11 protein-coding genes are annotated in these 13,509 nt (G+C 71.5%); 9 read left to right on the forward strand and 2 right to left on the reverse strand.

Translation table 11 applies throughout. The features are described from left to right. Positions 1-5 precede the first annotated feature (5 nt). Positions 6-1,148, forward strand: coding sequence for a peptidase C39 family protein (locus OHA73_RS40495; RefSeq protein WP_327658622.1), 1,143 nt, complete (start codon positions 6-8; stop codon positions 1,146-1,148). A 133-nt stretch (positions 1,149-1,281) separates the two neighbouring features. Here the strand turns inward: OHA73_RS40495 and OHA73_RS40500 are convergent, their stop codons facing one another. Together OHA73_RS40500 and OHA73_RS40505 are read right to left on the reverse strand one after the other, a co-directional pair. After that, positions 1,282-3,462, reverse strand: a complete 2,181-nt coding sequence (locus tag OHA73_RS40500; protein WP_327657731.1) for a hypothetical protein — start codon at positions 3,460-3,462, stop codon at positions 1,282-1,284. Positions 3,463-3,554: 92 nt separating this feature from the next. Continuing rightward, the gene (locus OHA73_RS40505) at positions 3,555-4,175 is read right to left on the reverse strand and encodes a TetR/AcrR family transcriptional regulator (protein WP_327657732.1); all 621 of its coding nucleotides are present in this window, start codon (positions 4,173-4,175) and stop codon (positions 3,555-3,557) included. 111 nt (positions 4,176-4,286) lie between these two features. Between OHA73_RS40505 and OHA73_RS40510 the strand changes: the two genes are divergently transcribed. The 8 genes from OHA73_RS40510 (at position 4,287) to OHA73_RS40545 (ending at position 13,507) form a co-directional block, all read left to right on the forward strand. After that, on the forward strand, positions 4,287-6,485 hold the full coding sequence (locus OHA73_RS40510) for a 2Fe-2S iron-sulfur cluster-binding protein (protein WP_327657733.1): 2,199 nt from the start codon (positions 4,287-4,289) through the stop codon (positions 6,483-6,485). Positions 6,486-6,827: 342 nt separating this feature from the next. Beyond that, a complete protein-coding gene (locus OHA73_RS40515) occupies positions 6,828-7,889 on the forward strand; it encodes a glycosyltransferase family 2 protein (protein WP_327657734.1) in 1,062 nt (353 codons plus the stop codon). Between the two features lie 204 nt (positions 7,890-8,093). After that, a complete protein-coding gene (locus OHA73_RS40520; protein ID WP_327657735.1) occupies positions 8,094-9,611 on the forward strand; it encodes an ATP-binding protein in 1,518 nt (505 codons plus the stop codon). Then, positions 9,604-10,038 carry a roadblock/LC7 domain-containing protein gene (locus OHA73_RS40525; protein WP_266723794.1) on the forward strand — a complete coding sequence of 145 codons (435 nt, stop codon included), beginning with the start codon at positions 9,604-9,606 and terminating at the stop codon, positions 10,036-10,038. The genes OHA73_RS40520 and OHA73_RS40525 overlap by 8 nt, the downstream gene beginning before the upstream one ends. Next, entirely contained in the window at positions 10,035-10,394 is a 360-nt protein-coding gene (locus OHA73_RS40530) for a DUF742 domain-containing protein (RefSeq protein ID WP_266723796.1), read from the forward strand. The genes OHA73_RS40525 and OHA73_RS40530 overlap by 4 nt, the downstream gene beginning before the upstream one ends. Further along, positions 10,369-11,031: a GTP-binding protein gene (locus OHA73_RS40535; protein WP_443063177.1), complete on the forward strand. Its 663-nt coding sequence runs from the start codon at positions 10,369-10,371 to the stop codon at positions 11,029-11,031. The genes OHA73_RS40530 and OHA73_RS40535 overlap by 26 nt, the downstream gene beginning before the upstream one ends. Then, positions 11,028-12,272, forward strand: a complete 1,245-nt coding sequence (locus OHA73_RS40540; RefSeq protein ID WP_327657737.1) for a cytochrome P450 — start codon at positions 11,028-11,030, stop codon at positions 12,270-12,272. Before OHA73_RS40535 ends, OHA73_RS40540 begins: the two co-directional genes overlap by 4 nt. Then, positions 12,269-13,507 (forward strand): cytochrome P450 family protein, encoded by a 1,239-nt coding sequence (locus OHA73_RS40545; protein ID WP_327657738.1) that lies wholly within the window; start codon positions 12,269-12,271, stop codon positions 13,505-13,507. The genes OHA73_RS40540 and OHA73_RS40545 overlap by 4 nt, the downstream gene beginning before the upstream one ends. Positions 13,508-13,509: the final 2 nt, after the last annotated feature.

Raw genomic sequence — 13,509 nt, forward strand, 5'->3', positions numbered from 1 at the left:
GCAGAATGTCCCCCGTCAAGGAAGCCCCCGTGCGCCCTATCATCGTCGTCCCGTTCGAGTCCGATACGTCACCGGCCTTGCTGAGCCGCCTCGGCCACCTCGACGTGCCTGAGCGCTGGCACGCGGTCGACCGTTCCGCCCATGCCCCGCACATCGTCGCCGTCCCGGGCGACGATGACGACGCCACGGACTGGACCGGCGCCGCGCTCGTGTCGGCGCGCCCGGGCACCGCCTATCTGAAGATCGTCGACGCGGTCGGTGATGTGCAGGCGGCTGCCGCGGCGGTCGTCGCCCACGCGCGCGACCAGGGCCTCGCGCAGGTCAAGTGGGAAGGCTGGACGGCGAGTTCGGAGGACGCCGCGTCCGCCGGCTTCACCCCGCTGCGTGCACCGTTCACGCCGCCCGACGACGCGACGGAGCCTGCTACGGGAGACGCGACAGGGCCTGCTACCGGTGACACGGCAGGGCCCGTCACCGGATACGTACGCTGGCTGCACGACGGCGTGCTGAGCGAGCCCCCGTACTACGGCCAGACCACCCACTTCACATGCGGCGCCGTCACCGCCCTGCTCGCGCAGGCGCACGCGGGGACACTGTCGACCGACGCGCTCGACCGCCGGGCCGAGCTGACGCTGTGGCGCGATGCGACCAACTTCCTTGCGTGCGAGCCCGTAGGCCTTGGTGTCGCCGTGCGCCGGGCGTGGCCGTCGACGCCCATCACGGTCCATCTCGACGTGGACCGGCCCGTCCTGCTCGACCATCTCCCGGACAGCGAACAGGAATGGCGCGCCCTGCTGCAACGGGAGTCCCGTACGCAGGCCGCACACATCGGCGTCCCCGTCGACGCACGCCACCTTTCCCTGGCCGCGATCCGCGCCGCGCTCGGCCGGCAGGAACACGTGCTGCTCCTGGTGTCGCTCGCCGCGATGCAGGGCTTCGACGTGCCGCACTGGGTGCTCTGCCACGGCGTAGTCCCCGGAGCCGTCGTGATCGAGGACCCGTGGGCGAGCGCGGCGGCGGGGGACACCTGGGTCGACGCCCATCTGCTGCCCGTCGCCGATGCGTCGCTCGACGAGATGGCCACCGTCTCGGCGGACCGCTTCCGCGGCGCCGTGAGCATCGGTCACGCGCCGGAACCCGCTCCGTAGGAGATACGACGAAGTCCCCGGCGCGGGGCGCCGGGGACTCGAAGTCGGCGGTGAGGAAAGCGAGGAGGCTAATTCATTGAAAGGAGTTGAGAAGGAAGCCTCTTCATGGCCTCACCGCGCTCGACGCTACCAGTCACTCAGGGATCGCGTCGCGCAGATTTTCCGGGGTGAGGATCCACGACTCGGGGTGCAGCCCTTCGGGGCGCTGCATCCCTATGTAGGTGACCGGCCCTTCCGGAACGCTCTTGCCGTCCCACAAGGTCACCTCCGCAGCGCCCAGCAGGCCCAACAGCCAGCGTACGGTCAGGAATTCGCGCTCGACGATGCCGCGCGCCAGCGCCTCCACCGTCACCCGGGTCTCCTCGACACGGTTCGCGGCTGGCATGCCCTTGAGGTACAAGTGCAGCCAGTGCGCGCACCATTGGCCGTCCTCGCCGCGCCGGAACACCAGCGGCAGCGCCACCCGGCCGGGGCCCCGCAGATCCGACTTCATCCGCACGGTGCGCGGTTCGAACGGCCGCCCCTTCTGCTCGCCTTCCCGCAGCATGAACCCGAAGAACGACTCCTCGACGTCCATGAAGCCCTCGCCGGAGAACAGCAGGACCTGCGGCACGACGAAGCTGCCGCGCACCGCTCCGAGCCGCAGCTCGATGAACTCCGAGGCGCCCTCGGGCGCTTCGACGATGTCCCCGGAGTGCCGCCCCTCCACGTCCGTCAGCTGGGTGTACGAGAGCCAGGTGACCTGCTCGTAGTTCTCGTCGAGGATCACCGCGGACAGGTCGTAGTCGGTGGTCAGGCTCTGCTGCTTCCAGTACACGAAGAACCGCAGCAGCTCACCCTCGACCGGTGACACCGAACCGCGCGGCAGCACACCAAGCCCGGCCGAGACCGCCTTGCCGCTGAGCGGCAGCGCGACATCGAGGACGTCCGGGTCGACGAGCACCGCGCCGGCCTCCGGCAGCCGGCGCGCGATCTCGGCGTCGAGCAGCCCGACGAGTCGCTCCTTGACGGGACCCGGCAGCGCGGGACGCGTGTCCTCGGCGACCCAGGCGCGCCCGAGGCGGTTGATGAACACCCGGCGCGCACCTGCCCGTTCGAGCCGGTCGCCGCGGTTCAGCAGGTGCTGGCGCACCGAGAGCAGGACCCGCCCGGCAGCCTGCGGGGCGGCCTCCTCGACACCGCTGAGCACGGCCGTGCACTCCTCGTCCGTGCGGGCGGAGCGCAGCAGCCGGTCCACGGACCGCAGCAGCACACCGGGTGCGGACTTCAGCAGCTCGACCGCGCCGAGCAGGTCGCCCCGGTCGAGCAGCTCCTCGGTCCGGCTCGCGAAGGACCGCACCCGCTGCTCGCCGCGTGCCACCGCGAACACCTGGGCGGCGTACGGCCACTGGGGGAACTCGTGCGGGTGCAGCCGCTCGCCGAGGCGCTTCCACATCTCCCGGTGCGCGGCCACATCGGCGAGCTTCGCGGGCGCCGCGGCGACCACGGCGTCCAGACCCGCGAGCAGCGCTCGGCGCGTGGGCCGCGACAACTTCCCGAACCTGGTGGGCTCGACGAGGGACACGTCGCCGTCAGGGCCCGCCAACGCGCAGGCGAGACGCAGCACATCGGTGACAGTGTCGAGAAGTAGCCCCGAACCCACCTGCAGACGCGCCTTGTTGATGACCGCGCGGTTCTCCCGCACGGGGATCTCCTCGGGCTGCGGGCCGTCCACGCAGTGCGCCGCCAGCACGTCGAGGTCGCGAAGGTCCTCCTCGCCCAGGGGTGTGCGGCTGCCCGCGAGCTTCAGGTACAGCTCGCAGACCTCGGCCCGCGCGTCCTGCCCGAGATGCAGCACCGTCATCCGGTCACCGGCCGCCGCGATCAACTCGTCGTGGTGGCCGAGCATTTCGGTGTACGTGTGCTGGTAGCGTCCGTAGGACGGCAGTGTCAGCAGGTTCACCACTCCGGTGCCCAGCTGCTTGAGGGTGTCTTCGCGGGCGTCGTCGTCGGCGAGCGCCTCGCGGATGCACCGCATCCAAAAGTCCATGGTGTCCGGCACATGCGCCGGGAAGTCGACGAAGTACGTGTTGTGCCGCACATGGTCACCGACCAGCTCACGCACACCGGCCAGCGTACGCACGGCGACATCGACCACCGCCGCCTCGGACAGCAAGGCCAGCCGCTCCAGCAGCGGCGCGGACAACTTGAAGCCCACGGACATCAGCGCGGCATCGAACTGCCGCGCGGCGACGGCACCTTGACCGGCCGCGCCCTCGGGGGCGGGCAGACGGTGGGCGTGCCGGACGACCAGATGCTCGAGAGGATGAACCATGTGGGAATGGTGACAGCGGGGTGCAGGTGCACGCACTCAGGTTTTTGCGGCGCCCATCTCCCGGCCGGACCTATCTCCCGGCCTGCAGTGACCTATTTCCCGGCCTGCAGATACAGCGTGATCATGTCGACCAGTTCCTTCTCCAGGCGTTCGACCTGAACGGCGTGGGGCGTCGCCATGAGCTTGTGGGTGTTCAACTCGACCGTTCCCAGGATCAGTTCGGCGGCCATGTCGAGATCCTGTACGTGGACGTCCGGATGCCGTGCGAGCAGATCGCGCAGCTGGGCGACGCGCGTCGCGCCGTGCTGGTCGACCGCCTCGATCAGTTCGCTGGAGACCGGTGCCTGCTCGATCATGATCCGCAGCAGTTGCGGGTCTTCGCGGTGGTGGTCGATCGCGTCACGTACCAGGGAGCGCACCAGGTCCCTCAGGCTGCCGGGCGTCAGCTCGATCCGGTCGGCCCCTGTCCAGGCGCCGCGGTCGATGTGCCGCACCAGCAGCTCGGCGAGGATGGCGTCCTTGTTCGGGAAGTACTGGTACAGCGATCCGATCGACATGTGGGCGTGCTCGGCGATGCGGTTGGTGGTGCCGGCGGCGTAGCCGTACTCCGCGAAAACGTGAGCAGCCGAGTTGAGGATGCGCTCGCGGGTGAGCTCGGCGCGTACCTGGCGGGGCTTGCGACGTGGGGTGAGGCGGCGATCGGCCGATGCCATCAGGTGATCCTTTCCGGCCGGGAAAAGCGAGTAGCCAAAGAGCTGAGCTTTTACTCAGAATACTGTCATGACCTGCGTGAATACCCGAAACCCCGATACGGGGGATGGCACGTGAACCCCAAGCAGCACGCGTCCCCGCCGGACCTGCCCGACCCGCCCCACCGGCTCACCACCGTCGAGGAGCTGGAGTCGACCATCGGCCGGCCGGCCGCGATGATCACCCGCAAGCAGGTCCGCGCGCTGGACGAGGGCAGTCGCGCGGTGCTGGCCCGCTGCCCGGTCGCCGCCTTCGGCTACCGCGATGCCTCGGGCGCCGCGCGGACCACGTTCGTCGGCGGTGCGCCCGGCTTCGCACACGTCCACTCCCCGACGGAGATCTCCTTCGCCGTGCCAGGACCGGAGGTCGCCCGTGGCCCGGTCTCGGCGTTCTTTCTGCTGCCGGGCGTGGGTGAGGTGTTGCGCGTCAACGGCACAGCGGCAGGCCGCCGAGGCGGAGAGGTGTTCGTGGAGGTCGCCGAGGCGTACGTGCACTGCGCGCAGGCCGTCATCCGCTCACGTCTGTGGGAGGCCCCCGCCGCGGCTGCGACAACCGAACCGGTCGCGGGCGAGGGCCCGTTGGCCGGGCCCGGGGTGGCCGACTTCCTGGCCGCCGCGCCCTTCCTGGCCCTGTCCAGCTGGGACACCGACGGCGGCAGTGACACCAGCCCGCGCGGCGAGCGGCAGCCGGTGGCCCGCATCCTGGACGGTCGTAGGCTCGTCATCGCCGACCGCAGGGGCAACAAGCGCGCCGACACCCTGCACAACCTGCTCCAGGACGACCGGCTCTCCCTCGCGGCCCTCGTGCCCGGCCGCAGCGGCGTGCTGCATGTCCGCGGGCGCGGCGCGATCACCGACGACCTTGCGCTGCGGGAGACGATGGCGCTGCGGGGCGTACCCCCTCACCTGGCCCTCGTCATCGACGTGGAGCACGCCGAGGTGACCGGCAACGCCGCCGTGGCGGATGCTCGACTGTGGGACCCGGGCCGGGCGGAGAGCGGCGAGGCGCCCGACATGATGGCCCTCGGCAGCGCGCACCTTGCCGCCAACTCGGCTGAATCCGGGCGAGGTTCGGCATGGTTGATCAAGGCCTTCGCCGCGATCCCGGGAGTGTCCCGGCTGATGCGCAAGGTGATGGACCGCGGCTACCGCTTCGCCCTGCAAAAGGAGGGCTACGAGGAAGTGCGGATTCCTGCCGGCACCCGTACCGGTGAGCCGGCGCGGCCGAGCGAGGCGGACGGTGCGCTGCGGCAGGTGCGCGTGGCCGAGGTGCGGCAGGAGACACCGACGGCCCGCACCCTCGTCCTGCGGGACGCATCCGAGGAGGAGAGGCCCTTCGACTTCCGGCCCGGGCAGTTCTTCACCCTGATCGTGGACGTCGCCGGCCACCCGGTACGACGCGCCTACTCGGCGTCGTCCGCCCCCGGCGCCACGCACCTCGACGTCACCGTCAAGCAGGTGGACGGCGGGCACTTCTCCACCCACGTCCACCGCGACCTGCGCGTGGGGGACCGCCTCGCCGTGCGCGGGCCGTCCGGCACCTTCCACACCCGGGACGAGCCGCAACGGCACCTCGTCCTCATCGCGGCCGGCAGCGGCATCACACCCATGATGAGCATGATCCGTTCTCGGCTGGCCGACCCGGCGGGTGACGGCCGCATCGCACTGCTCTACAGCAGCCGCACCCACGAAGAGTTCATCTTCGCCGACGAACTGGCCCGGCTGGAGAAGGAGCACCCGGAACGCTTCACCGTCACCCACGTCCTGACCCGGCGGGACGGCCGGCTCGATGCCCGAGGGGTGCGGCACTGGGTCACCACCGAGGCCGCTCGGGCCCTTCCCGACGGTGCGCACCACTACCTCTGCGGCCCGGAGGCGCTGATGGACACCGTGCAGGGCGTCATGCGTGAACTGGGTGTCCCGGACGAGCGCGTGCACCAGGAGCGCTTCACCGCTGCCGCGACTCCGGCCGCGGTGGCGGGCCCGCAGCAGATGCGGGTCGAGGAGGGCGGCGCGCCCGTGGGCGCCACGATCGTCGAGCCGGGCCAGACCCTTCTCGACGCGGGCCTCGCCGCCCGCCTGCCGATGCCGTACTCCTGCACCGTCGGCAACTGCGGAGACTGTGCGGTGCGGCTACGGGATGGCGACGTCACGCAGGCCGAGCCCAACTGCCTCACGCCCGAGCAGCGGGCCGACGGGTATGTGCTGGCGTGTGTGAGTTGCCCGCTGTCGAACGTGACTCTCGACATCGGGCCGCAGCCGCCACTCGCCTGAAGCGTCAGCGGCAAGTACCACCGCAGGCCCGGCGGCGAGTACCACCGACCGTCGTGCCGATCAACTCCCCGTTCGTGTAACGCCGTTGTCCACAGGCGCCGGGTCGTCCACAGATTGCGGCGGCCCGGCCGTTCGCGGTCTGTGGCGGGCTAGCTTCATGGGTGTGCGACGGCGAGGTGCCGGAGCGAGGAAGCGGTCGGGGAAGCGGCCAGGCGGATGACGGGGGAGCGGGTATGGGCAGTGGGCTGCCGGTTGTCGGAGTGAGTGTTCTTGTGTACGCGGTGGTGGGCGCCGTAGTGCTTTTCAGGGCCGCGGTACGGCGGCTCGTTCGGGGGCGTGGACATGTATGACGTGACAGTGATCGTGCCCGCGCACAACGAGGAGGCCGGGCTTCCGGCGACCCTGGAGTCGATCGCGGCACAGACCGTGCCGCCGCGCAGGGTGATCGTGGTGGACGACGCGTCCGTCGACGCCACCGGCGAGGTCGCGAGACGGTACGGCGCCGAGGTTCTGCGCCCGCGGAGCAACCTCGGCAGCAAGGCGAAGGCGCAGAACCACGCGCTGCCGCACTGCACTTCGGAGCTCGTCCTCGCGGTGGACGCGGACACGGTGCTCGCGCCCGACTACATCGAGAAGGTCGCGCCGGTCTTCGCCGACCCGCGCGTGACGATCGCGGCGGGCAATGTGCAGACCCGGTTCGCCCGGACGCTGTGGGAGCGGGGCCGGTCGGTGGAGTATCTGCACGGATTCCACTGGCAGCGGCCGATCCAGGCGGGCGCGGGCAGCCCGATGGTGTGCTCGGGGTGCTGCTCGATGTTCCGACGCAGCGCCCTTGGGAAGCACGGGTTCCCCGAGCGGACCATCGTGGAGGACATGGACTTCACGTGGTCCGAGCAGATCGCGGGGCGGCGCGCGGTGTACGTGGGCGAAGCGGTGGCATGGGCGGCCGACCCGGAGAGCCTGCTGTATCTGCGCAAGCAGGTGTGGAGGTGGATGGCGGGCTTCTGTCAGAACGTCCGGCTGCACGCAGGGCAGTTGGCGCTGCGCAAGCCGATGCTCGCGCTGTGGGTGGTCCTCGCGCTGATGGAGATTCTCCTCGCCCCGCTGTGGTGGGGCGCGCCCCTGGTGCTCACCTTCGGGTTCGGACGACCTGCCGTGGAGACGTTCGGCTGGTGGCTCGGGTCCGAACTCGCACTGACCCTTCCGCCGTTGATCTATGCGTCGCGCCGACGGCGGGTGCCGTTGAGATCGGTGCTGGTGAATCTCCTGTGTGTGTATCCGACCAAGCTCGTCAATGTCGTCTACGCCTGGAAGGCGGTCGTGGTGGAGCTGGTCCTGGTGCCGCTGGGCCGGTCGAAAGGCCTGGTCGTGTACGAGAAGGGGCGGGCGCCGACGGCCATATGAGCCCGGGGCGCGGAAATCCGCCCGAATGCCGCCAACTCGCCCGCGAGGCGACGCGATTCAAGATCCTGGACGGCTTCACTCGAACGTGTGGTGGGAGGTAGGGTCGCAAGCGGCAGGTGGGCTTCCGCGCCTTCCCTCCTACCCCCGACCCGTCCCCTCCTCGCAGTCGGCCCCCACGCCCTGTTCTCCTCGAGGTCCGCATACATGATTGAGATACCCGAGCTGGCCGCGGGTGCCCTGGCCGCCGGGACCGTGTCGGCGTTCGTGCTCGGCGGCGGCTTGCTGAAGGCCCGTCAACACAGCGGCAGGCAGCGCGACGAGACAGATTCGCTCCGCTCCCGCCTCGAAGCCTCCCGCGAGGAGCTGGAGGCCGCCCGCGAGGAACTCGACGATCTCGCCGCGGCGTTCGCCTCCGAGGTCGCCCACCTGTCCGGCACGCGCATGCCGGCAGCGGCCACCCACACCGCCCACCCGCACTACCAGGTGCCGGGACCCCTGCAGCCCGACCTCGGCGGCAAGGAGCTGGCCGCGGGCCTCGACTCCGTGCTCGACGGGCTGCGCACCGCCATCGCCCAGGAGCGCAAGCGGGTCGACGCCGCCGCCCGTGCCGGGATGCGGGGTGCGACGCGCGAGATCCAGGCGGGCCTGTACCGGCTGCAGGACGTCCTGCGCGGGCTCCAGGAGCGCTACGACGACCCCGAGTTGGCGCAGACGCTGTTCGCGCTCGACCACGAGAACGAGCAGTCGCTGCGCCGGGCGCAGGTCGCCGCCGTGGTCTGCGGGGCCTGGGTCGGGCTCGCTCGCGGGGAGTCGCACCTGGTGGAGGCCGTTACCGGCGGCCAGTCGCGGCTCGCCGGGTACGAGCGGGTGGAGATCCACAACCACCTTGAGGACGGCACCGGGCTGATCTCGCACGCCGTCGAGCCGGTCGCCATCATCGTGGCCGAACTACTCGACAACGCCCTGCGCCACTCCTCGCCCGACACCACCGTGGGCGTGCACCTCGAACGCGTCCACCACGGCGTCAGCGTGACCGTCGACGACGCCGGTGTCGGGATGAGCTCCGACGAACGGGCCAATGCCCAGCGGATGGTGGCGGGGGAGGAGCCCATCCTCCTGTCGGAGCTCGGCGATCCGCCGCGCATGGGGCTCGCCGCGATCGGCCAGCTGACCCGGCAGTTCGACCTGTCCGTAGACCTGTCCTCGCCCTCGCCGTACGGCGGTGTCCGCGCGGTCCTGCTCGTGCGGGACCACCTCCTGTGCCGGATCGCCCCCGAGGAGCGCAGGCCGGCCGCCGCGGCTCCCCGGTCCACCCGCGACACCACGCGCGACGTCTCCCACGACTCCACCCACGCCCTCGCGGCGGACGAGGCGCCGGCGGCATCCGCGTCCGCGCCCGCACAGGCCGCCGCCCCGGCCCCGGCGGCGACACCCGCCCGGCCGGACACCCCGCTCACTGACGGCGACGAACTGCCCCGGCGCCGCCGGGTCCGCACCGAAGCGAAGCCCGACGCACAGTCCGACGCGCGCCCCGCCCCGTCGAAGCCACGGCCCGCCGCGCACCGCAGCCCCGAGGAGCAGGCCGCCGCGCTCGGCGCCCTGCAAGCGGCCACCGCCGCGGCGCGGAGCGCCGCACCGGGGGACGGCGAGGCCGCACAGCAACCGCACGACACCGCGGGCGACCGCCCCGGCACCAGTGAAGGGAACACGCCCGATGAGTAGCCGTGACCTCGGCGACAGCGCTTGGGTCCTCGATCCGATCCTGGAGATCCCGCACGTCCAGGCCGCCGTCCTGCTCACCAGGGACGGCCTGCTCTCCGGACACACCGAGGCGTTGACGCAGGCTTCCGCGGAGCGCGTCGCCGCCATCACCAGTACCGTGCAGGGCGCCTGTCGCACCGCGGCGGCCGCCTTCGCCGACCAGGAGACCGCGGACGTACGCCAGGTGGTCATCGAGTCCGACCACGGCTACATCCTCGTCGCGCCCACCGCGCACGGCACTTGCGTGGCCGCCTTCGGAGACCCCGAGGTACGGCTCGATCTGCTCGGCCACCGTGTCCACTCGCAGGTGGCCAGGCTCGGCGAGAAGGCCATGGCGGCCGCGCCCCGCGGGGTCGACGGCGGCATCGCCGGCGGCACTGGGGAATGACGGGCCGCCGGAGCGGCCGGCCGCTGGTCCCCGCGTACCTCGCCACCGGCGGGGTCGCGCAGCCCAGCCGCAACAGCCTGGAGCGGCTGTCCGTGCTGACCGGCGTCGGCGCGCCCTGGCCCGCAGGACTGCCCGCCGCGCAGCACGCCCTGCTGCGCACCCTGGACGGCGGCTCGCTCACGGTGGTCGAGTCCGCCGCCCTGCTCGAACTGCCGGTCTCCGCCGTACGGGTGCTCGCCGCCGCACTGGTCGACCAGGGGCTCGTGGGTGCCCGCCCGCCGGTCCCGCCCGCCGCGCAGCCCGATCCCGATCTGTTGAAGAGAGTCGCCGATGGCCTCCGCGCCCTCAAGCGCTAAGTCCGCGCCGGCAGGCGCCGAGCTTGCGCCGTCAGACCCCGCGCCCGCAGGCGCCAAGAGCGCAGTGCATCTCCCGGACACCGCACGGGAGTTGGTGAAGATCCTGGTCACAGGACCCTTCGGGGTGGGCAAGACCACCCTGATCGACTCCGTCTCCGAGATCCGCCCGCTGCACACCGAGGAGCAGCTCACCGAGGCGTCGGCCGCGGTCGACGACCTCGCGGGTGTGCGGGAGAAGACGACCACGACCGTCGCCATCGACTTCGGGCGGATCAGCCTCAAGGGCGGCGCCGTCCTTTACCTGTTCGGCACCCCGGGGCAGGAGCGCTTCCGTGCGCTGTGGGACGACATCGCGTACGGCGCGCTCGGTGCCCTCGTGCTGGTCGACACCCGCAGGATCGACGAGTCCTTCGAGGTCCTCGGCCTCGTCGAGGAGTCGGGTCTGCCCTACGCCGTCGCCCTCAACACCTTCCCGGATTCGCGCAGTTACACCGAGGAGCAGCTGCGGCTCTCCCTCGACCTGGACGACGACACCCCGATGGTGATCTGCGACGCCCGCGACACGTACTCCTCCGTCGACGCCCTGCTCGCCCTCGTGCAGCACCTGATCGACCGCAGCTTCCCGGAGCCCCGATGACGTATCCCGCGCAGGCCGAGGACTTCCACCTGTCCGCGCCGGTCCGCCTGTGGGAGGACGGCTTCGCCGCCGACTCGCACAGCTACTACGAGGCCCTGCGCGCCCAGGGCCCGGTCGGCCACGCCGAACTCGCCCCCGGCGTACCCGCGTACGTCGTCACGGACCGGCGGGCCGCCCTCGACCTGCTCCACGACACCGAGGCCTGGTCGCACGACCCGCGGCCGTGGGAGGAGACCGTCGACGGCGACGCGCCGATCCTCGGCATGATGCGGTGGCGGCCCAACGCCCTGTTCAACGACGGCGAGTTGCACGGGCGCTACCGGCGCTCCCTCTCCGACGCCTTCGACCTCGTGGAGCCGCACGACCTGCGCGAGCGGGTGCACCGCGCCGTGGACGTGCTGGCCGCAGGGATGGCGTCCCGGGGGCGGGCCGACCTCGTGAGCGAGTTCGCCCGCCCGCTGATGTCGCTGGTCTTCAACGACCTCTTCGGGCTGCCGGACAGCGAGAGCGACCGCCTCCAGGACGCGATCGCGCGGGTGATGGACGGCGGCGACCAGGCGGCGCGCGGCGAGGAGGAGTTCGGGCGCTACATCCTGGACCTCGTCGCCGCCAAGAGCGCGCAGCGCGGCCAGGACCTCACCAGCTGGCTGCTCGACCACCCCCTCGGCCTCACCCCCGAGGAGGTCACCTGGCAGGTCTTCCTCATGCTCGGCGCGGGCCACGAGCCCACGGCCAACCTCGTCTCCAACGCCCTGTCGCGGATCCTCGGCAACCCGGCGTACTACTCGACGCTGACCAGCGGCTCCCGGCCGGTCATGGACGCGGTCGTCGAGGTCCTGCGGCACGAGACTCCGCTGGCCAACTACGGCATCCACTTCGCCCGCAAGCCGCTCACGTTCCACGGCGTGTGGGTGCGCGCCGCCGTCCCCGTCGTCATCTCCTACGGGGCCATCGGACTCACCGCGGAGGAGGCGGCCAAGCAGTCACCGGTCGCCCGTCACCCGCAGGACGCCTCGCACCTGTCCTGGTCGGCCGGTGAGCACTCCTGCCCGGTCAAGCAGCACACCCTGCTCATCGCCACCGAGGCCATCGAACGCCTCACCCAGTGGCTCCCCGACCTGGAGCCGACCACTCCGCGCGAGCAACTGACGTGGCGCACCGGGCCGTTCAACCGCTCCCTGACGGAACTGCCCGTCCGCTTCGTGCCCCGTACCGCATCCCAGTCAGGAGCGTCCGAGTGACCGAGACCGCGTCTTCGCCCCGTATCGCCATCGACCCGTTCGGCGCCGACCTGCCGGCCGAGGCCGCCCGACTGCGCGCGGCGGGATCCGTGGTCCCCGTCGCACTGCCCGGCGGCATCCCGGCCTGGGCACCGACCCGCTACGACACCCTCCGGTCGCTGATCCTGGATCCGCAGGTGAGCAAGGACCCGCGCAAGCACTGGTCGCTCTGGCCCGAGATCGGCGAACACCCCGAGTGGGGCTGGGTGCTCGGCTGGGTCGGCGTGGTCAACATGCTCTCCACCTACGGCCCCGACCACACGCGGCTGCGCAAGCTCGTCGCACCCAGCTTCACCGCCCGCCGCACCGAGCTGATGCGCCCCCGCGTCGAGAAGATCACCGAGGAGCTCCTCGCGGCCCTGGACGCGGCGGCGGCCGACGAGGTCGTGGATCTGCGCGCCCTGTACGCCAACCAGTTGCCGATGCAGCTGATCTGCGAACTCTTCGGCGTACCCGACCACTTGCTCGGCCCGGTCGAGCGTCTCGTCGACGCCATCATGGACACCTCCGACCCGAGCCCCGAGCACGGCGCGTTCGTGCAGGAGCAGATCGCCGCCGTGCTGCCGGCGATCATCGCCCACCGCACCGAGCACCCCGGCGACGACATGACCACCGAGCTGCTGCGGGTGCGCGCGGAGGACGGCGACCGGCTCAGCGACGAGGAGCTGCTCTACACCCTGCTCCTCGTCATCGGCGCCGGCTTCGAGACGACGGTCAACCTGATCGGCAACGCGGTCGTCGCCCTGCTCACCCACCCCGAACAGCTCGCCGCCGTCCGCTCGGGCGAGATCGCCTGGGACGCCGTCATCGACGAGACGCTGCGCGTGCACCCCTCCATCGCCAGCCTGCCGCTGCGGTTCGCGGTCACCGACGTGACCGTCGACGGGGTGACGATCCCGGCGGGCGACGCCATCCTCACCACGTACGCCGCCTCGGGCTACGACCCCGAGCACTACGGGCCCACGGCCTCGGAGTTCGACGCGACCCACGCGGCCGACGACCACATGTCCTTCGGTATCGGCGTCCACCGCTGCATCGGCGCCCCGCTCGCCCGCCTGGAGGCGCGCACCGCCCTGCCCGCCCTCTTCGACCGCTACCCGAACCTGCGTCTCGACGTCGGCGAGGAGGAGCTGCGTCAGGTCCCGTCGTTCATCGCGTACGGCTGGCAGCAGATCCCGGTGCGCCTGCACGGCTGAGC

The sequence above is a fragment of the Streptomyces sp. NBC_00483 genome (assembly GCF_036013745.1).
Taxonomy (GTDB): Bacteria; Actinomycetota; Actinomycetes; order Streptomycetales; family Streptomycetaceae; genus Streptomyces.

Bases quoted from the DNA above. Each gene is read 5' to 3' on its own strand.
- OHA73_RS40495 (WP_327658622.1), top strand. From the start codon at position 6: ATGTCCCCCGTCAAGGAAGCCCCCGTGCGCCCTATCATCGTCGTCCCG.
- OHA73_RS40500 (WP_327657731.1), bottom strand. From the start codon at position 3,462: ATGGTTCATCCTCTCGAGCATCTGGTCGTCCGGCACGCCCACCGTCTG.
- OHA73_RS40505 (WP_327657732.1), bottom strand. From the start codon at position 4,175: ATGGCATCGGCCGATCGCCGCCTCACCCCACGTCGCAAGCCCCGCCAG.
- OHA73_RS40515 (WP_327657734.1), top strand. From the start codon at position 6,828: ATGTATGACGTGACAGTGATCGTGCCCGCGCACAACGAGGAGGCCGGG.
- OHA73_RS40520 (WP_327657735.1), top strand. From the start codon at position 8,094: ATGATTGAGATACCCGAGCTGGCCGCGGGTGCCCTGGCCGCCGGGACC.
- OHA73_RS40525 (WP_266723794.1), top strand. From the start codon at position 9,604: ATGAGTAGCCGTGACCTCGGCGACAGCGCTTGGGTCCTCGATCCGATC.
- OHA73_RS40530 (WP_266723796.1), top strand. From the start codon at position 10,035: ATGACGGGCCGCCGGAGCGGCCGGCCGCTGGTCCCCGCGTACCTCGCC.
- OHA73_RS40535 (WP_443063177.1), top strand. From the start codon at position 10,369: ATGGCCTCCGCGCCCTCAAGCGCTAAGTCCGCGCCGGCAGGCGCCGAG.
- OHA73_RS40540 (WP_327657737.1), top strand. From the start codon at position 11,028: ATGACGTATCCCGCGCAGGCCGAGGACTTCCACCTGTCCGCGCCGGTC.